An 18,138-nucleotide genomic window follows, 5' to 3' on the forward strand; every position below is an offset into this window, starting at 1 on the left:
TCGCCGTAGCATAGCGTTACTGTGATGAATTCACGTCGCTAACAATAAGGATTTTATATGATCAAGCCTATTGCCCTGACCTCCGCCTTATTCATCGGCCTGATAACTCAAGCCTCTGCTGCGGGTCTGAATACTGAACGCAATATCTCACAGGCTCTGGCCACCGATTTAGCCAGCCGTACCCTCGCCACTTGCCAGGCTGATGGCTATAACGTCTCAGTCACTGTCGTTGATCGCGCGGGCATCATCAAAACGGTGCTACGCGGGGATAACGCCGGGCCACACACGGTAAAAGCCAGTGAGCAAAAAGCCTTTACTGCACTGTCGACCAAAACCCCGAGTGGGCAAGTGATGGAAAACAGTCAGAAAAACCCTGCGGCCAATAACTTGAAAGATATTCCGGGTTTCTTGCTGCTCGGTGGCGGAGTGCCGGTTAAAGCTGGGGATGAAGTGGTCGGTGCGGTCGGGGTTGCTGGCGCGCCAGGTGGGCATCTGGATGCACAATGTGCCACCAAAGCACTGGAGCAAATCAGCGCGCAGTTGAAAGCATAAGTGCTTTATTATCAATAAAATGCCGCCATCATTGACTGATGGCGGCGTTTTCACACCAATTTGCCAATCATAAATTATCAGTGATCAACAAAAACAATTTTCAGCACAAACAAGAGCGCCACCACCACCACACATGGGCTGATTTCACGCCAGCGGCCGGTACCCAATTTCATGACACAATAAGAGATGAAGCCCAGCGCAATCCCTTCAGTGATTGAGAAGCTGAATGGCATCATCACCGCGGTGACAAATGCTGGAACGGCTTCGGTCAAATCATCCCATTTCACCCGGGACAAGCTGGATGTCATCAGCACGCCGACATAAATCAGCGCACCGGCGGCAGCATAGGCAGGCACCATGCCAGCCAGCGGAGACACAAACATCACCAACAGGAATAGAATCCCGACCACCACTGCGGTTAAACCCGTGCGGCCACCAACAGACACACCCGAGGAGCTTTCAATATAAGCGGTGACTGACGACGTGCCGATAAAGGCACCAGCAACCGAGCTAATGCTGTCCACATACAGCGCCTGTTTCATGCGCGGGAACTTGCCTTTATGGTCAGTCAAACCGGCCTTATCCGTCACACCAATCAATGTCCCGGATGAATCAAACAGGTTAACTAGCATGAAGGAGAAAATAATTCCCGCCATACTAATATTCAGCGCACCGGCTAAATCAACCTGCCCAACAACCGAGGTCACACTCGGCGGCATGGAGAAAATCCCAGTATAATGTACATCACCCAGCGCCCAACCAATTAAGGTCGTCACCACAATAGAAACCAGCACCGCAGCATGAATATTGCGAGATGCTAGCACCGCAATAATAAAGAAGCCCAGCGCCCCCAGCAGCACACTGTGGGAGGTCAGATTACCCACCGTCACCAAGGTGTCCGGATTAGCGACCACGATGCCGGCATTTTTCAGCCCCATCATCGCAATAAATAAGCCGATACCACTGGTTATCCCGACGCGTAAACTCAGTGGGATATTGGCAATCATCCAATAACGGATACGGAAAATAGTAAGCAAAAGGAAACCGATTGCGCCCCAGAAAATAGCGCCCATACCGACTTGCCATGAAATACCCATCGCGCCAACCACCACAAAAGCGAAGAAAGCATTAAGCCCCATCGCCGGTGCCAGAGCGACCGGTAAATTTGCCAATAGCCCCATAAAGATGCTGCCGAAAGCAGCAATCAAACAGGTGGTGACAAACACCGCCTGCACATCCATGCCCGCAACCCCTAAAATCTGTGGGTTAACAAACACGATATAGACCATGGTCAGGAAGGTGGTGATACCCGCAATTAGCTCAGTACGGGCGGTGGTGCCGTGTTGTTTCAGTTTAAAAACACGTTCGAGCAGCCCCTGCTCAGTATCAAGGTTTGGTTTACTCATTCGAGGAGTTCCACAGAAGGGAGTGATAGTTAGAGATATCCTATAACAAAAAAACCGTTGTTTAGAGCGCGATCACCGTCTTTTTGGCTATTATTTATCAGCCATGTTGCGCAACAAGGTGCTTACGTCAGCGATTTCTTATTCAACTTATTGAATTTTATTCAGTTGATATGAATAACATTGCCAGTAAGGTAATTATGTATCGCATTCTGGGGCAGGATGGTTAAAGTGGGATGAACTGAAAACAGCATAATAAAGGATGAATTGAGTGAACCAGATTGAATGTGTCATGTTCGATTGTGATGGAACCTTGGTCGACAGTGAAGTTCTGTGTTGTCAGGCTTATGTTGTGATGTTTGCCCATTATGATATTCACTTGTCGCTGGAAGAGGTGATTAAGCGTTTTAAGGGCGTGAAACTCAATGAAATTGTCGCGCTGGTAAGCCAAGAAAACGGCCTGGATGAACCCATCGAAAAGCTGGAGAAACTTTACCGCGCCGAAGTTGCCCGCTTATTTGACGCCGAATTACAGCCTATCGCTGGCGCAAAAGCGCTATTAGAGCAAATCACCCTGCCAGTGTGCGTGGTTTCCAATGGACCGGTGAGTAAAATGCAACACTCTCTCGGCCTGACCAACTTACTGCCCTTCTTTGAAGACAAACTGTATAGCGGCTACGACATCCAACGTTGGAAGCCCGATCCGGCGCTAATTTATCATGCGGCGCAAGAGATGCAGGTCGCCGCCGAGCGCTGCATCTTGGTTGAAGACTCCGCAGCCGGAACACATGCGGGGGTCGCGGCGGGTATTCCGGTGTTTTACTATTGCGCCGATCCGCATAATCAGCCAATCCACCACCCATTAGTCACCATGTTTGATGATATGCAGCAATTGCCTGAGTTATGGCGCGCCAGAGGCTGGAACATCACTCGCAACGCATGACCGGCGGCTCAATTATGGATGACGCTGCCACATAACATCAGCGTCATCAATATGTTACCTGCCGCCCAGCCGGAAGAACCATGGGAATGGGTGCTACTGGCAGGGCTAGGTGTCGATATTGACGATCTCTGGCACGATTTACTGAAGTGACTCACCTTGTGCCAATCAACATCGTCGAAAGTTTCAGACCTAACGTTATGGCTAATAAGATACTGCGCAAAGGTATTATCCCAAGTTTTACCAACATCTAATGCCAATGCATAAGGCAGCATACTTTCGAAATAGACCACCAGTTTATCCGGCGGATCAAGTTGAAATGATGTTGGTATTATTGCCGGTTAATAGCCGTTTAATGGCACTTTGCTTATGAATAGCATGTTGGGGGGCTAAAACGGCGATTAAGCGCATTCGCCAGCAAATCCAGAGTCAGACATAAAACAAAATAGACCAACGCGACAAACAGGAAGACTTCCATCGGGTAAACCATGCTGCGATTGTTAACCTGAGTCGCCAAAAACGTCAGTTCATTTACCCCGACGATATAAGCCAATGAAGTATCCTTAATTAAAGAAATCCATTGGTTAATAAAGGATGGCACCATTATGCGTAAAGCTTGCGGCAAGATGACAAACAATAAAACCTGCCAACGATTGAATCCCAGTGATAAACCCGCCTGCCACTGCCCTGCCCCGATGGCCACAATTCCTGCTTTCACCGCGTGAGCCAGATAAGCCGCGGCAATCAGTGCTAGCGCACACACCACGGTGGTGATTTCCGGTATATCCACACCAAATACCATTGGCAGTAAAAAATATGTCCAGAAAATCAGCATAATCACCGGGATAGCACGGAAAAAACCTAAAACAGCGGCTAAAATTCCCGCCCAAGTACCGCGGGACATCGCCAGCACGACCCCCAGCACCGTGCCTAAAATAGCCGAAGCCACCCCTGCGAGTAGGCTTATCAGCAACGTCAATGCTGCTCCACCTAACGGGCCATCAGGCAACGTGCCCCACAACAAATAAGTCCAGTTATCGGCAATAATGGTAAAATCCATCTCAGTGCCCCTTAATGACAGTTCGCTGCTGACGCCACATACCCCAGGCCTCAATCAATGCAATAATCGCGATATACAACACCGTTGCCACGCCGAAAGCCTGGAACGTCCGCAATGTTTCGGTTTCCACCTGGCGAGAAGCATAAGAAAGTTCAGCCACACCAATAGCCATTGCCAGTGACGAATTTTTAATAATATTCATATATTGGCCCAGTAATGGCGGCATCGCGATTTTCAGCGCCTGCGGCAATACCACATGCCGCATAGCCTGCCACCCCGTCAATCCCAATGCATGAGCGGCGTATTTTTGCCCCTTAGCCACACCGCTTATCCCCGCCCGCAACTCTTCAGCAATAAATGCGGTGGAATAGAATGTCAGGCCAATAAAACCGGCTAAAAACTCGAAAGAAGGCCAGCCGAGGGTGAGTCCGAAGGCCGTGATTTCATGGGGAGTATTAAGCCAAGGAATCCAGGATGCAGGTAGGAATTGGCTGGCAGCAAAGTACCAAAAGAACAGCTGGATGAGCAGCGGTGTATTGCGAAACAGCGTGCTGTAGCCAATCGCAAACCATTGTAACCCTTTAAGTTCGCTGTCTCTGGCCGCCGCAAGTAAAAAACCCAACAACGTCGAAGCCACCACTGTGCAAGCAGAAATCCACAACGTCAGCAGAAAACCGTGCCACAGCCAGCCGAGATATTGCGGGGCCAGCAACCAGTCAGTGAGGTGATGTAGATTCATATATCCTTAAACCTATCTCTGCTGCTTGAAAGCAAACAGCCCTGCATCACTACAATGCAAGGCTTTTGGTGTTCTTAATTTAACCTTGAATCATGCCTTAGGCTGTTGATCCAATGGTGCAAATTTGAAATCACCACGGGGTTGAGCGGCCTTGGTTTCAGGCCCGAACCAGCGGTCATAAATTTTCGCGGCTTCGCCATCTTTTTCCAATTTAGCCAGGGTTTCGTTTACTTGAGTGGTTAAACGATCTTCCCCCTTAGGAATACCAATGCCTTGATATTCTTTGGTAATACTGAATGGTGAGATTTCGAAGTCTGCTTTTTGTGCGGCGGGAAGATTACCCAGCAACCCGACTAATTTGGCATCATCCTGAGTGATTGCTTGAACATTACCATTGCGCAGAGCAGTAAATGCCACTGGAGTATCATCGTAAGAAATGACTTTCGCTGTTGGATAACGGTCACGCAAGGTTATTTCCTGTACCGTGCCTTTATCCGCACCAATACGCAATTTGCCGATGTCTTCTGGTGTTTTCAGCACCCCTTTATGGGCGATAAATTTCTGTCCAGTGGCAAAATACGGCAAGCTGAAGTTCACTTCTTTGGCGCGATCATCAGTAATCGTGAAGTTGGCAGCAATCAGATCCACTTTTTTAGAGGTCAGTAACGGAATGCGGTTCGCTGGGTTAGTTGCCCGCAATTCAACTTTTACACCTAAATCTTTCGCAATAGCATTCGCCACATCTACATCATATCCCACCAGTTTTTTAGTCTGTGGGTCAATGTAGCCAAACGGTGGGTTGCTATCGAATACAGCAATTCGCACCACCCCTTCCTTCTTAATATCATCCAGTTTATCTGCATGAGCCGCACCAGACAGTGTGGCCAAACTGGCTAACAACGTCAGTGCCAGAACACTTTTTTTTGTGGTGAGAGATTGCTTCATTGAAAGCTCCTAAGAGGATTGAGATGTGGCGATGTGTGTAAGCTATCAATTCGGCGTTAGATCAGGAAATAATATAAAACAATATGTTTATAACTAATTAATCTCAATGAATAAATCTCATTATAATGAGAAATAAGGTGAGGTCGTTGGCAGGGATTGCGGCTGCAAATATTCAGCCAGATAAGAGAAGATAGCTTTTGGCTTTTAATTCATAAACGTGTTTTATGCAAGAGTTAATTTTGGTGTTTGCTATCATACCACCTCATCCTTCATTAAACAGGTTAATCTAATGCTTACACCCCCTCGCCCAACACCTAAAATGGTCAATGACGTTAAGTCTATTTTAGACAATAACATTGAATCATCAAAAATTAAATTTAATGGTAAAAAATATACTATTTCCATTCAAGATGGGAAGTGTGTGTCATTAACTCGCGATGATAAGAAATGGTATAAATCCGTTTGTGATTTTTTCAATCGTGGATTCACTTCAGGACAAAATGCATTTATCCCAAGGTCACATCAACTCAAAGTGGCTGTTAATGATTATCTGAGTTCAAATAAAAAAGAGCCTATTTACGCATCACTTGAAGAGGTTAAAAATGTTAACTTAGATAAATGTAAAAAAGATACTGATGACGATGCGAAAAAATTATGGAAGAGTTTAATCGAATTCAATAAAATAAATAATTACAAAACGACGTCAGGAAATGCCAATAGATATAGAGATATTTCATCAAGAGAATCAACCCAATTAAATGAAAAAATAAATGCAAATAAAATAAGCATCACTGATTGCCATATTGCTAATGCCGGTCAATACCCAAAAGATGAACAAATTGAAGATCACCTAAAAATACTGGCTGATAATAAAACCTCTTGCCTTGTCGTATTAGCATCAAATGAAGACATTAAAAAAGTTGGTTATACTGATTATTTCACCACTAACAATACCTATGCCACATCAACTTTAGTTGAAAAAAATCATAAATTAGGTTCGAAAGTACTTGCAAATATATATGTATTAGCAACAAAGAATAGCAAAGGGATATGTGTTGAGATTCCGGTGGTTCATGTAACCAATTGGCCAGATAAGAAACCAATTCCAAGGCTGGCATTAAGAGAGATGGTAAAAGTAGTGACTGATTTCAACAAGATTTTTCAAGATAAAAACAAACACCTATTGAACAACCTTGATGAAGGGAAACCTTTTGTTCACTGTAAAGCCGGTGTTGGAAGAACAGGGACATTTATTGCTGAATATTATATGTCAAATCACTCAGATAAAAATATCAGCCTAGAGAGAGTTATTGAAGATATGCGCACATCACGTAATGAAAAAATGGTTCAAACTCAAGAACAACTGAATACGCTGGTGGCTATATGTAAAGATCAAAATAGGCCGATATTTAAATCAGATGAAAAACCTAATCCAGCTATAAATGAACCTATTTACGCTAATGTAGCCCGAGCATAACATATGGATATTTACCAGCAAGTTTGTGAAGAACTCGGCATTGTAAATCTGACATTCGATGAAAATAATTTATTTATCTGCGAATTGAATTGCACAGAATCCGACAACGAATATAGCTGCCAGCTATCAATTTACCGCGATGAAATTGAACAAAGCTTATGCTTTGCGCTTTCTGGAAAAAATGAGTTACCGACGGTGATTTCCGGTGATTTTCTCACCCATTTATGTGAGCAGGCGCTACAACCTTTAAATTCAGGACTGGGCATTGGAATTTTCCCTGGCAGTCGGCTTCTCACCGTGTTTAAAAAAGTGTCTTTGGCCGGATATTATCAAGGCAGTCTTAACCAACTTTTATCGGAATTGATGACATCAATTGAGGAGTGGGATAGCCGCCTTATTACAGCTTAGTGTTGAGTTATATATTCAAAACAAGTTAGTGACCAATGGCTTATAAAAATCAGCCCCCTAATCAAGCATCAAGATACCGCTTGATTGGGGGAGTTTGTTATTTTTCAACTTTGGTGGAAAGCAGCTTTTCTAAATCATCGCCACCGAGGTGGCGGAAATCCTGACCTTTAACAAAGTAGAAGATAAACTCACAAATATTCTGGCAACGATCACCAATACGTTCAATGGAGCGGGCGCAAAACAGTGCTGTTAGCACGCTGGGTATGGTGCGCGGATCTTCCATCATATAGGTCATTAACTGGCGCACAATGCCCTCATATTCCTGATCGACCTTCTTATCTTCGCGATAAATTCGGATAGCCTCATCCAAATCCATCCGGGCGAAAGCATCCAGTACATCATGCAGCATCTGCACGGTGTGGCGGCCTAAAGACTCCAAACTGACTAACAGTGGCTGGTGCTGTTGGGAGAATTTTTCCAACGCCGTGCGGCAGATTTTATCCGCCACATCGCCAATGCGCTCTAGCTCAGAAATCGTCTTGATGATGGCCATCACCAGGCGCAAATCACTGGCGGTTGGCTGACGTTTAGCAATGATGCGCACACAGGCTTCATCAATCGCCACTTCCATCATATTGACTTTCTTGTCGCCATCAATGACCTGTTTGGCCAACTCACCGTCCTGATTATGCATGGCGGTGATTGCATCAGATAATTGTTGCTCCACCAGCCCACCCATGGTCAATACTTGGGTGCGGATATGTTCAAGTTCTGCATTGAACTGGCCGGAAATATGTTTATTAAGATTCAAGTTATCCATGACACTTCCCGTACGTATAAGTGGTCGAAATGAATGAGATCGACTCCAAAGCCATCAACCATAGCGACCAGTAATATAATCTTCCGTCTGTTTCTGCTGTGGTGCGGTAAACAGGGTATCGGTATCACTGAATTCAATTAACTCACCCAGATACATAAATGCCGTGTAATCTGAACAGCGAGCCGCCTGCTGCATGTTGTGCGTCACAATCACTACCGTATATTCAGATTTCAATTCACTAATAAGCTCTTCAATCCGGCCGGTGGAAATAGGATCAAGTGCTGAGCAAGGCTCATCGAGCAACAGCACCTCCGGGCGAATGGCGATACCACGGGCGATACATAAACGCTGTTGCTGCCCGCCAGACAAGCTATAACCACTCTGATGTAACTTATCTTTGGTTTCATTCCACAGCGCCGCTTTGGTCAAAGCCCACTGCACGCGTTCATCCATATCAGCGCGCGACAAGTTTTCAAACAGTTTCACACCAAAGGCGATGTTATCGTAAATCGACATGGGGAAGGGGGTTGGTTTTTGGAAAACCATGCCCACTTTTGCCCGCAATAAAGCAATATCTTGTTTATCCGTCAGGATATTTTGCCCATCGAGCAAGATATCACCCTCAGCACGTTGATCCGGATACAACTGATACATCTTATTGAATGTACGCAGCAAAGTAGACTTACCGCAACCGGATGGGCCGATGAATGCTGTGACCTGGTTTTTGGCAATATCCAGCGAAATATTCTTCAGCGCATGAAATTTGCCGTAGTAGAAGTTCAGATCGCGAACCTGAATTTTGCTGTTGTTGATGTCAGTAGCCATACTCATCAAGACTTCTCTCTTTTAGCCAATGCCGCCGTAGCCGCATTTTGGAATTTATTGGCGAATCGGTATTTTCTTTGCTAATTAATAGCCCGTTCTCAGCCGATTAATACTTCTTCTTAGCGAAAATAACGCGAGCCAGAATATTCAGTAGCAATACACACAGGGTTATCAAAAGCACCCCAGCCCAGGCCAGTTGCTGCCATTCACTAAACGGGCTCATGGCAAACTTAAAGATGGTAACGGGCAGGTTAGCAATAGGCTGCATCAGGTCGGTACTCCAGAACTGGTTGGAGAGCGAGGTGAACAGTAAAGGGGCGGTTTCACCCGCAATACGCGCTACCGCTAACAAGATACCGGTCAAAATACCGGAGACAGAGGCCTTCAAAGTAATGGCCGATATCATGCGCCACTTTGGTGTTCCTAAGGCGTAGGCCGCTTCGCGCAAGCTATCCGGTACCAATTTCAGCATATTTTCAGTGGTACGAATAACAATCGGCACCTGTAACAGCGCCAGTGCTATCACGCCCGCCCAGCCGGAGAAATGTTCCATCTTGGCCACCACAATGGTGTAGACAAACAAGCCGACCACAATGGAAGGTGCTGATAACAAAATGTCATTTATAAAGCGGGTAATTTCTGCCAGCCAGGATTTACGGCCATACTCAGCCAGATAAATCCCCGCCATAATACCTAATGGGGTGCCAATCACTGTCGCCCACAGAATTAACAACCCACTCCCGGCAATGGCGTTGGCTAAACCACCACCGGCGGTGTTAGGTGGCGGTGTCATCTCGGTAAACAGCGCCAAAGACATGCCATCAATACCTTTGGTTACGGTAGAGAATAAAATCCACACCAACCAAAACAGACCAAATGCCATGGTTACCATTGAAAGTATTAAGGCAATCCGATTCTTTTGACGACGCCAGGCCTGCTTTTTACGGCGGGTTTCCATCAGTGTTGCATCACTTTGCATATTCATCGTCGCCATCTTAGCGCCCCTCTTTCTTAGCCAGACGCAAAATCATTAGCTTAGACAAAGCCAGTACGATAAAGGTAATAACAAACAAGATCAGACCCAGTTCCATCAATGCGGCGGTATGTAAACCAGATTCAGCTTCGGCAAACTCATTCGCCAACGCGGAGGTAATACTGTTGCCCGGCATAAACAGCGAGAAGCTGTCGAGCTGATAGGTGTTGCCGATGATAAAGGTCACCGCCATGGTTTCACCCAATGCACGCCCCAACCCCAACATCACGCCGCCGATAACACCATTTTTGGTATAAGGCAGCACAATACGCCAAATCACTTCCCAGGTGGTGCAGCCAATGCCATAGGCCGATTCTTTCATCATCACCGGGGTTTGTTCAAATACATCGCGCATCACCGCGGCAATGTAAGGAATAATCATGATGGCTAAAATGACACCGGCAGCCAAAATACCAATACCAAATGCAGGGCCAGAGAACAGCACCCCCACAATCGGAATACCTGACATAACATTGCCAACCGGCTCTTGAAAATAACGGGCAAACAGCGGGGCGAAGACAAACAAACCCCACATACCGTAAACAATGCTAGGGATTGCGGCCAGCAATTCAATCGCAACTCCCAGTGGGCGTTTTAGCCAGTTCGGTGCCAGTTCAGTTAAGAACAAAGCAATGCCAAAACTGACCGGAACCGCGATGAGCAAGGCGATAACAGAGGTGACCACGGTGCCGTAAATGGGGACTAAAGCACCAAACTGCTCAGCCGGGGCATCCCACTCTTTGGTCCACAAGAAGGCCCAACCAAATTTTTCAATGCTTGGCCAGGAAGCAATAATCAATGAAACGATAATGCCGCCCAACAGAAATAGGGTAATCAGCGCCGCCAATTTAACCAGCGCACTGAAGATAATATCACCGTATTTACTCGGTGCTTTGATAGTTGGCTTATTCGCAGCCATAGACTCTCTTCTCATCCGACCCGTCGTAATTGAAGTTGCCGGGGTGTTGGTTGCATTCACAAACCCGAATCACTTACACAAGTAAGCTCATCGGGATTTGTTCACTTGCCGCCTACCTGTAACTCCAATGACTTTGGGTTTAAGGTATCTAATAAATCAATTTACAGGTTCAATCAAAAAATTGGCTTACCGCTGCTGTCTTTAATCTGTGTCTTCCAAGCGGCGCGGACTTGCTCAACAACTTCTGCTGGCAATGTTGCATAATCCAGCTCGTTGGCTTGTTTAGCGCCATGGGTGTAACCCCAGTCAAAGAACTTCAGCACTTCAACGCCGTTAGCTGCGTTTTTCTGAACTTTATGCACCAAAATGAAAGTTGTTGAGGTGATTGGCCAGACATCATCACCTTTTTGATTGGTTAAATCTTGAGCGAACGTTTTGCTCCAGTCGACACCTTTCGCCGCAGAGCTAAAGCTGTGCTCGGTCGGGCTAACGGGTTTCCCATCAGCAGAAATCAGTTTGGTATAAGCCAGATTATTCTGTTTGGCGTAAGCATATTCTACATAGCCAATAGAGCCCGGAAGGCGCTGTACAAAGGCGGCGATACCGTCGTTACCTTTACCACCCAAACCCGTCGGCCAGTTAACCGTAGAGCCTGCGCCAATTTTTTCTTTCCATTCGGCGTTGACTTTAGCCAGGTAGCTGGTGAACACAAATGAAGTGCCGGAACCGTCAGCGCGACGCACCACTGCAATATTTTGATCTGGCAATTTAACACCCGGGTTCAACTTAACAATAGCGGGGTCATTCCACTTTTTCACATTGCCCAGATAAATATCACCCAGTGTTTTACCGTCTAATGTCAACTCACCGGATTTAATCCCAGGAATATTAACGGCCAGCACCACACCGCCAATCACAGTCGGGAATTGGAATAAACCTTCAGCGGCCAGTTTTTCGTCTGCCAATGGCGCATCAGAAGCACCGAAATCAACAGTATTGGCAATGATTTGTTTCACGCCACCGGAAGAACCGATCCCCTGATAGTTAACTTTATTACCTGTTTCTTTCTGATAAGAATCTGCCCACTTGGCATACACCGGCGCGGGGAATGTCGCACCTGCACCTGTCAGGCTTGCAGCAGCGAACGCGGACACGGTGGTCATAGATAAAGTCGCTGCCACAATGCTGGCTACGGTGGTACGCATCAGTTTCATAATCCCTCCTAATGGGATATTAGAATCAACTTTAAATTGTTTTCATCAGATTAAGTATGGTGCAGGAGGGAAAATAGGACAGTTTAATGACAGAAAAATGTACGAAATATTACAGTTATATGACAGACAAACAAAAACAAAATAAGCTCATGAATAATATATATTTTTAACTTTCTCCGTTTAGATATTCCAACTCTCATTAGAGGGGGTATAAAGCAAAAAACGCTTATTTCATCCGCAACAGTCTGTTTTCTTTTCTTCACGTCTGATGTCTTACAGCAGAGTAATTAAGTTACTCATACAAAAATGGCCCGGTTGATAATCTCTGCAGAATTTGCTTATGATTTGCGATTAAAAGTGGCACTTACTTACAGCAGGAAAAAGCACCTAACTGATAATCATCCTAGGTGCTTTTTTATTTGCTGGCAGCGGGTAAGACTAAACAAAGTATCAGGATCAACCTCTCGGTTTTTATTGCAGCTTAACAGGGATGAGTGATATTGCGATGAACTTGCTGCAATAATTCCAACAGCTGCCTTTGCAGAACCTCCGGGCTATCTTTCAATAACTCATTGGCGACCTGCTCCTGTAAATCTCTTAGCCGCACAAACAGCTGTTTCCCCTGGTCACTTAAGTGAAGACAGCGAACACGTTTGTCATTTTCACTCGGGCTGCGCTCCAATAACTCTTTATCCTGAAGACTCGCCAGCATACGAGCCATTTGTGCTTTGTCGGTATGACTGCGATCTACTAATTCTTTTTGCGTTAGACCTGAATTGCGGCCCACGTGGATCAAAATACGCATTTCATTGAATGTGAGGTCAGGATGAACTGACTCCATGCGGTTGCGGGTAATCGAACGAAAAAGATGCAGCAATTCATGCTGTCTATCAAATATTTCAACGGCTAATGTACAATTCATCCCGCCTCAATTAGTTGACAAAATCAACCTTACTATGGATAATTAGTTGATATTATCAACTTAATGTCAGAGTGTGTCTATAGTCTCGCCAGCATAGCGAGCAATGTTTAATTCCTTTTCTTGATACAGATGAATTCCGGAGATATCCGGCCAGGGATTTATTTCTAACTCTTACAAACTCGCGCCTGTACGGTAATTAGCCCAAAGTGAAAGGTATATATATCTTATGAATAACACTAAACCCACGAATTCAATCCAACCTAAAAAATGCAGAAAACTTCATCGCCGATATACCCCTTTCATTTTCGCTTTTTTCATGGCGGCTATTATGGCTCTTTTTATGTGCGCCACTATCGTGGGAATACAAAGCGGTTTTCATTCAGGATATTTGTGGAGTGTTTTGAAAGCCTACTCTTTGGCAATGCCAGTGGCTTTTTGCTGCGTGATGATGGTGCGCCCATTTGTGATGCAATTGGTCAAACTCACCGTGGATATTTGAGGTTATTCTTTTCTGCGGGGAAATACCGAAACTTCCGCCCATTAAAAAAGCCGGCTTTTTAGCCGGCTTTTACTGTCAAATATCTATTTCTGCTTATTCAACAGTGACAGATTTTGCCAAGTTGCGCGGTTTGTCCACATCAGTGCCTTTAATCAGCGCGACGTGGTAAGCCAGCAACTGTAGCGGCACAGTGTAGAAGATTGGCGCAATAATCTCTTCAACATGGGGCAATGGCACAATCTTAATCAATTCACTACTGGTAAAACCGGCATTTTCATCAGCGAATACATACAGCAAACCGCCGCGTGCACGCACTTCTTCAATATTGGACTTCAGTTTTTCCAGTAAATCATTGTTAGGCGCGACCACAATCACCGGCATATTGGCATCCACCAATGCCAGTGGGCCATGTTTTAATTCACCGGCGGCATAAGCTTCCGCATGAATATAAGAAATCTCTTTCAGCTTCAGCGCACCTTCCATCGCGATCGGGTATTGGTCACCTCGGCCAAGGAATAATGCATGATGTTTATCGGCAAAATCTTTCGCCAATTCTTCAATGTCTTTATCTTTCGACAGCATCCCTTCAATCTGAACCGGTAAAGACTGCAGTGCCTCAACAATTTTGTGTTCTAGCACCTGACTATCTTTAACGCCTTTCAGTAAAGCGATGCGCCCCACCAGCATCAATAACACCGTCAACTGTGTGGTAAAAGCTTTCGTCGAGGCCACGCCAATCTCGGTGCCCGCTTTGGTCATCAGCGCTAAATCTGACTCGCGCACCAAAGAAGAGCCGGCGACGTTACAAATCGCCAGTGAACCTAAATATCCTAACTCTTTTGATAAACGCAGAGCAGCCAGTGTATCCGCGGTTTCACCGGATTGAGACAAGGTAATCAGCAGGCTATTAGGGCGCACCGCCGATTTGCGGTAGCGGAATTCAGAGGCAATTTCAACATCACAAGGAACGCCAGCCAGTGCTTCAAACCAATAGCGGGAAACCATGCCAGAGTTGTAAGATGTACCACAGGCTATGATTTGAATATGCTGAACATCAGTCAGCAGTGCATCAGCTTTAGGGCCAAGCTCCGACAAATCAATGGCACCATGATTTAAACGGCCTTCCAGCGTATTTTTAATCGCCATTGGCTGTTCATAAATCTCTTTTTGCATATAGTGACGATATTCACCTTTGTCACCAGCATCGTATTGCACCTGAGATTCAATTTCAGGGCGCTCAATGGTATTACCCTGCTTATCAAAAATCGTGATGCTACGGCGAGTCACTTCAACCACATCGCCCTCTTCCAGGAAGATAAAGCGGCGAGTTACCGGCAACAGAGCCAATTGGTCGGATGCAATAAAGTTTTCACCTACGCCACAACCAATCACTAGCGGGCTACCTGAGCGCGCAGCAATCAAGCGGCTTGGGTCGCGGCTATCCATCACCACCGTGCCGTATGCACCACGTAGTTGCGGAATAACGCGCTTAACCACTTCCAGCAGAGAACCGCCCTGCTGTTGCTCCCAATGCACCAAGTGAGCAATAACTTCGGTGTCAGTTTCAGAACTGAAACGGTAGCCACGGCTGATCAATAATTCACGTAAAGGTTCGTGATTTTCGATAATACCGTTATGAACCACAGAGATATAATCTGAAACATGAGGGTGTGCATTCGCCTCTGATGGCTCGCCATGGGTAGCCCAGCGGGTATGTGCAATCCCGGTGCCGCCGTGTATTGCCTGCTGTTCGGCCGCATCAGACAGTGCCTGAACTTTACCCAAGCGCCGTAAGCGCGTCAGGTTACTTTCTGCATCAACTACAGCTAAACCCGCAGAGTCATAGCCGCGGTATTCAAGACGACGTAAACCTTCGATCAGAATCTCAGCGATATCACGTTGCGCTACTGCGCCAACAATTCCACACATCTGTTTTGTTCCTATGTAAGGCTTTTTAAGAGCCTTGTCGATGTCAGTGACCTGATTTTCCGGATTTCCCGGGTTCCCCGAGCCTGTAGAGTTGGGGATTATTATGTTTTGTTCTGTATTCTCAACATAAATGCACAAGCCGAAAACACAGGGCAAAACATCCCTTCAATGAAAAATAAATAGCATTGAAGGGACTGTTTTAATAAATTATTTTTTCTTAACCGGGCGCTGCCACCCCTGAACATGAACTTGTTTAACTCGACTGAGAACTAATTCATTTTCAGCGATATCACGGGTTACCGTGGTACCTGCCGCGATAGTAACGCCGTTTGCCACAGTGACGGGAGCCACTAGTTGGGTATCTGAGCCGACAAAGACATCATCGCCAATAATAGTTTTAAACTTATTAGCTCCATCATAGTTGCAAGTTATAGTTCCTGCGCCAATATTTACGCCAGAACCAATCTCAGCATCACCTAAGTAGGAGAGATGACCCGCTTTAGACCCTTTGCCCAAGCGGGCTTTCTTGATTTCAACAAAATTACCAACATGTGCGCCTTCCGCTAACTCAGCGCCCGGGCGCAGACGAGCAAATGGCCCAACAGTACATTGCGCATCTAGGTGAGAATCTTCCAATACTGAGTATGGGCTGATTTCTGAATCATCGCCAATCACACAGTTTTTCAGCACACACCCGGTACCAATACGCACCCGCGAACCTAAAGTCACGTGGCCTTCAATGATGACATTGGTATCAATGGTGATGTCACGGCCATGTGTTAATTCTCCACGCAAATCAAAGCGTGTCGGATCCAGTAACATCACGCCAGCTAATAATAGCTTCTCAGCTTGTTCGGATTGATATACACGTTCAAGAGCTGCCAATTGCAAGCGGTTGTTAACACCTTCAACTTCACTCAGACGAGCCGGATGCACCGCCGCTATCTTCTTACCATCAGCATGGGCCAGCGCAATAATATCAGTGATGTAAAACTCGCCCTGGGCATTATTGTTATCCAACAGTGATAACCAGCGCTTTAAATCACGACCATTGGCGACCAAAATCCCAGTGTTGATTTCATTAATTTCGCGCTCTGCATCACTGGCATCTTTATGCTCAACAATTCCCACTACATCGCCATTCTCGCGCACAATGCGACCATAACCGCTAGGGTTATCCAGCTTCACCGTCAACAGGCCAATGCCGCCTTGTGGCTTCGCTGCCAACAGCCGTTGCAGAGTATCAACGGAGATCAATGGCACATCGCCGTAGAGCATCAGGACATCTTCATCATCAGAAAAATGTGGTGCCGCTTGTTGCATCGCATGCCCAGTCCCCAGCTGTTCGGCCTGTAACACCCAGTTCAATGCCGGATCAGTGAGTGTTTTCTGCAACAACTCGCCACCGTGTCCATAAACCAGATGAACATGTTGAGCCCCCAATTTCATGGCAGCATCAATCACATGCTGAACCATCGGCTTACCGGCCAGCGGGTGCAACACCTTAGGAAGGTCGGAATACATACGAGTCCCCTTACCTGCGGCAAGGATGACCACACTCATTGAGCTGTTAGACATAAGCAACCTGATAACTCCAAATTAATAGACGGAAGTAAACCTGTTTAGCGAAATAATTACTACATATTTCTCAGCGAAAAACGTATCTAACCCGCATGGTTAAAGGGTTGTAGCGACGGAGCAGGTAATAAAAAAATGCAGATAAAAGTGTCTGCGATCGACGACGTTTTATGACCTGTTTTTATCAAAATACATTCACTCACGCGGGTCATTTACCACTTATTTTACGACAAGAAACAAGAGTTTTCAGAAAGAAACGCTTTTAGTTTAGCTGAGACTTAGTTAAATGCAGAAGAAGTGGGGTGAGCTGATTTGAAGCATTCACTCATTAAAGATAAAAAAATGCCAATCAGTTTTCACCAATTGGCATTCTATCGTTCTTTATATGATAACTTTATAAATCAATGGATTAAAAACCCATAAAATATAAAATTACATCGCTTTCCGGGTCAGTTCGATTACACGTAGTTTTGCAATCGCCTTCGCCAGTTCTGCGGATGCCTGAGCATAGTCGACATCACCGTGGGAATTGCTGATATGAGTTTCGGCTTTACGCTTAGATTCCAGCGCTTTAGCTTCGTCCAGATCAGTTCCGCGAATAGCAGTGTCAGCCAATACGATCACCACACTCGGTTGCACCTCAAGGATGCCGCCAGAAAGATAAATAAACTCTTCCTCACCGAACTGCTTAACGATACGTATCATGCCAGGCTTAATGGCAGTGAGCAGTGGGGCGTGGCCAGGGTAAATCCCCAGTTCACCTTCACTACCCGTCACCTGAATCTTTTGCACTACACCTGAGAACATTTTCTTCTCGGCGCTCACAACATCCAGATGGTAAGTCATTGCAGCCATGTCACCCTCCAGTCAACAGC

General features: G+C 45.8%; 19 protein-coding genes. 6 read left to right on the forward strand and 13 right to left on the reverse strand.

Going from position 1 to position 18,138, the window contains the following annotated elements; all coding sequences use genetic code 11:
- Positions 1 to 57 precede the first annotated feature (57 nt).
- A complete protein-coding gene (locus tag D5F51_RS22010) occupies positions 58 to 552 on the forward strand; it encodes a GlcG/HbpS family heme-binding protein (protein WP_025380097.1) in 495 nt (164 codons plus the stop codon).
- 77 nt (positions 553 to 629) lie between these two features.
- Here D5F51_RS22010 and D5F51_RS22015 read toward each other — a convergent pair whose 3' ends face one another.
- A complete protein-coding gene (locus D5F51_RS22015) occupies positions 630 to 1,958 on the reverse strand; it encodes an NCS2 family permease (protein ID WP_129199081.1) in 1,329 nt (442 codons plus the stop codon).
- Between the two features lie 268 nt (positions 1,959 to 2,226).
- On the opposite strand from D5F51_RS22015, the gene yieH reads away from it, so the two are divergent.
- On the forward strand, positions 2,227 to 2,898 hold the full coding sequence (yieH, locus tag D5F51_RS22020) for a 6-phosphogluconate phosphatase (RefSeq protein ID WP_129199083.1): 672 nt from the start codon (positions 2,227 to 2,229) through the stop codon (positions 2,896 to 2,898).
- 18 nt (positions 2,899 to 2,916) lie between these two features.
- Positions 2,917 to 3,048, forward strand: a complete 132-nt coding sequence (locus D5F51_RS22890; RefSeq protein ID WP_261372997.1) for a hypothetical protein — start codon at positions 2,917 to 2,919, stop codon at positions 3,046 to 3,048.
- A 214-nt stretch (positions 3,049 to 3,262) separates the two neighbouring features.
- Here D5F51_RS22890 and D5F51_RS22025 read toward each other — a convergent pair whose 3' ends face one another.
- The 3 genes from D5F51_RS22025 to D5F51_RS22035 all read right to left on the reverse strand — a co-directional run bounded on the left by D5F51_RS22025 (position 3,263) and on the right by D5F51_RS22035 (position 5,639).
- Positions 3,263 to 3,955: an amino acid ABC transporter permease gene (locus D5F51_RS22025; protein WP_162301815.1), complete on the reverse strand. Its 693-nt coding sequence runs from the start codon at positions 3,953 to 3,955 to the stop codon at positions 3,263 to 3,265.
- A gap of 1 nt (position 3,956) precedes the next feature.
- On the reverse strand, positions 3,957 to 4,694 hold the full coding sequence (locus D5F51_RS22030; RefSeq protein WP_129199085.1) for an amino acid ABC transporter permease: 738 nt from the start codon (positions 4,692 to 4,694) through the stop codon (positions 3,957 to 3,959).
- 90 nt (positions 4,695 to 4,784) lie between these two features.
- Entirely contained in the window at positions 4,785 to 5,639 is an 855-nt protein-coding gene (locus tag D5F51_RS22035) for an ABC transporter substrate-binding protein (RefSeq protein ID WP_025380092.1), read from the reverse strand.
- 289 nt (positions 5,640 to 5,928) lie between these two features.
- Between D5F51_RS22035 and D5F51_RS22040 the strand changes: the two genes are divergently transcribed.
- Both D5F51_RS22040 and D5F51_RS22045 read left to right on the forward strand, forming a co-directional pair.
- Positions 5,929 to 7,116, forward strand: coding sequence for a protein-tyrosine phosphatase family protein (locus D5F51_RS22040; RefSeq protein ID WP_129199087.1), 1,188 nt, complete (start codon positions 5,929 to 5,931; stop codon positions 7,114 to 7,116).
- A gap of 3 nt (positions 7,117 to 7,119) precedes the next feature.
- Positions 7,120 to 7,524 carry a hypothetical protein gene (locus D5F51_RS22045; RefSeq protein ID WP_162301816.1) on the forward strand — a complete coding sequence of 135 codons (405 nt, stop codon included), beginning with the start codon at positions 7,120 to 7,122 and terminating at the stop codon, positions 7,522 to 7,524.
- Positions 7,525 to 7,621: 97 nt separating this feature from the next.
- Here the strand turns inward: D5F51_RS22045 and phoU are convergent, their stop codons facing one another.
- From phoU to D5F51_RS22075, 6 genes are all read right to left on the reverse strand, one after another.
- A complete protein-coding gene (gene phoU, locus D5F51_RS22050) occupies positions 7,622 to 8,344 on the reverse strand; it encodes a phosphate signaling complex protein PhoU (RefSeq protein ID WP_129199089.1) in 723 nt (240 codons plus the stop codon).
- Positions 8,345 to 8,398: 54 nt separating this feature from the next.
- Entirely contained in the window at positions 8,399 to 9,175 is a 777-nt protein-coding gene (gene pstB / locus D5F51_RS22055; protein ID WP_129199091.1) for a phosphate ABC transporter ATP-binding protein PstB, read from the reverse strand.
- A 100-nt stretch (positions 9,176 to 9,275) separates the two neighbouring features.
- Positions 9,276 to 10,163, reverse strand: coding sequence for a phosphate ABC transporter permease PstA (gene pstA, locus D5F51_RS22060; RefSeq protein ID WP_025380090.1), 888 nt, complete (start codon positions 10,161 to 10,163; stop codon positions 9,276 to 9,278).
- A 1-nt stretch (position 10,164) separates the two neighbouring features.
- Positions 10,165 to 11,121, reverse strand: coding sequence for a phosphate ABC transporter permease PstC (gene pstC, locus D5F51_RS22065; protein WP_025380089.1), 957 nt, complete (start codon positions 11,119 to 11,121; stop codon positions 10,165 to 10,167).
- 173 nt (positions 11,122 to 11,294) lie between these two features.
- Entirely contained in the window at positions 11,295 to 12,335 is a 1,041-nt protein-coding gene (gene pstS / locus D5F51_RS22070) for a phosphate ABC transporter substrate-binding protein PstS (protein WP_025380088.1), read from the reverse strand.
- Between the two features lie 481 nt (positions 12,336 to 12,816).
- Complete coding sequence (locus D5F51_RS22075; protein WP_025380087.1) at positions 12,817 to 13,257, reverse strand: MarR family winged helix-turn-helix transcriptional regulator; 441 nt, start codon at positions 13,255 to 13,257, stop codon at positions 12,817 to 12,819.
- 226 nt (positions 13,258 to 13,483) lie between these two features.
- On the opposite strand from D5F51_RS22075, the gene D5F51_RS22645 reads away from it, so the two are divergent.
- On the forward strand, positions 13,484 to 13,756 hold the full coding sequence (locus D5F51_RS22645) for a DUF2798 domain-containing protein (RefSeq protein ID WP_025380086.1): 273 nt from the start codon (positions 13,484 to 13,486) through the stop codon (positions 13,754 to 13,756).
- Positions 13,757 to 13,849: 93 nt separating this feature from the next.
- Here D5F51_RS22645 and glmS read toward each other — a convergent pair whose 3' ends face one another.
- From glmS to D5F51_RS22095, 3 genes are all read right to left on the reverse strand, one after another.
- On the reverse strand, positions 13,850 to 15,685 hold the full coding sequence (gene glmS, locus D5F51_RS22085; protein ID WP_025380085.1) for a glutamine--fructose-6-phosphate transaminase (isomerizing): 1,836 nt from the start codon (positions 15,683 to 15,685) through the stop codon (positions 13,850 to 13,852).
- Between the two features lie 207 nt (positions 15,686 to 15,892).
- Positions 15,893 to 17,263: a bifunctional UDP-N-acetylglucosamine diphosphorylase/glucosamine-1-phosphate N-acetyltransferase GlmU gene (glmU, locus tag D5F51_RS22090; RefSeq protein ID WP_129199093.1), complete on the reverse strand. Its 1,371-nt coding sequence runs from the start codon at positions 17,261 to 17,263 to the stop codon at positions 15,893 to 15,895.
- 432 nt (positions 17,264 to 17,695) lie between these two features.
- The gene (locus tag D5F51_RS22095) at positions 17,696 to 18,118 is read right to left on the reverse strand and encodes a F0F1 ATP synthase subunit epsilon (protein ID WP_129199095.1); all 423 of its coding nucleotides are present in this window, start codon (positions 18,116 to 18,118) and stop codon (positions 17,696 to 17,698) included.
- Positions 18,119 to 18,138: the final 20 nt, after the last annotated feature.

Origin of the sequence: Yersinia hibernica (assembly GCF_004124235.1) — a bacterium.
GTDB lineage: Bacteria > Pseudomonadota > Gammaproteobacteria > Enterobacterales > Enterobacteriaceae > Yersinia > Yersinia hibernica.

Bases quoted from the DNA above. Each gene is read 5' to 3' on its own strand.
- D5F51_RS22645 (WP_025380086.1), top strand. From the start codon at position 13,484: ATGAATAACACTAAACCCACGAATTCAATCCAACCTAAAAAATGCAGA.
- D5F51_RS22015 (WP_129199081.1), bottom strand. From the start codon at position 1,958: ATGAGTAAACCAAACCTTGATACTGAGCAGGGGCTGCTCGAACGTGTT.
- glmS (WP_025380085.1), bottom strand. From the start codon at position 15,685: ATGTGTGGAATTGTTGGCGCAGTAGCGCAACGTGATATCGCTGAGATT.
- pstA (WP_025380090.1), bottom strand. From the start codon at position 10,163: ATGGCGACGATGAATATGCAAAGTGATGCAACACTGATGGAAACCCGC.
- phoU (WP_129199089.1), bottom strand. From the start codon at position 8,344: ATGGATAACTTGAATCTTAATAAACATATTTCCGGCCAGTTCAATGCA.
- pstS (WP_025380088.1), bottom strand. From the start codon at position 12,335: ATGAAACTGATGCGTACCACCGTAGCCAGCATTGTGGCAGCGACTTTA.
- D5F51_RS22010 (WP_025380097.1), top strand. From the start codon at position 58: ATGATCAAGCCTATTGCCCTGACCTCCGCCTTATTCATCGGCCTGATA.
- pstB (WP_129199091.1), bottom strand. From the start codon at position 9,175: ATGAGTATGGCTACTGACATCAACAACAGCAAAATTCAGGTTCGCGAT.
- D5F51_RS22075 (WP_025380087.1), bottom strand. From the start codon at position 13,257: ATGAATTGTACATTAGCCGTTGAAATATTTGATAGACAGCATGAATTG.
- D5F51_RS22045 (WP_162301816.1), top strand. From the start codon at position 7,120: ATGGATATTTACCAGCAAGTTTGTGAAGAACTCGGCATTGTAAATCTG.
- D5F51_RS22030 (WP_129199085.1), bottom strand. From the start codon at position 4,694: ATGAATCTACATCACCTCACTGACTGGTTGCTGGCCCCGCAATATCTC.
- D5F51_RS22040 (WP_129199087.1), top strand. From the start codon at position 5,929: ATGCTTACACCCCCTCGCCCAACACCTAAAATGGTCAATGACGTTAAG.
- glmU (WP_129199093.1), bottom strand. From the start codon at position 17,263: ATGTCTAACAGCTCAATGAGTGTGGTCATCCTTGCCGCAGGTAAGGGG.
- D5F51_RS22025 (WP_162301815.1), bottom strand. From the start codon at position 3,955: ATGGATTTTACCATTATTGCCGATAACTGGACTTATTTGTTGTGGGGC.
- D5F51_RS22035 (WP_025380092.1), bottom strand. From the start codon at position 5,639: ATGAAGCAATCTCTCACCACAAAAAAAAGTGTTCTGGCACTGACGTTG.
- D5F51_RS22095 (WP_129199095.1), bottom strand. From the start codon at position 18,118: ATGGCTGCAATGACTTACCATCTGGATGTTGTGAGCGCCGAGAAGAAA.
- D5F51_RS22890 (WP_261372997.1), top strand. From the start codon at position 2,917: ATGACGCTGCCACATAACATCAGCGTCATCAATATGTTACCTGCCGCC.
- pstC (WP_025380089.1), bottom strand. From the start codon at position 11,121: ATGGCTGCGAATAAGCCAACTATCAAAGCACCGAGTAAATACGGTGAT.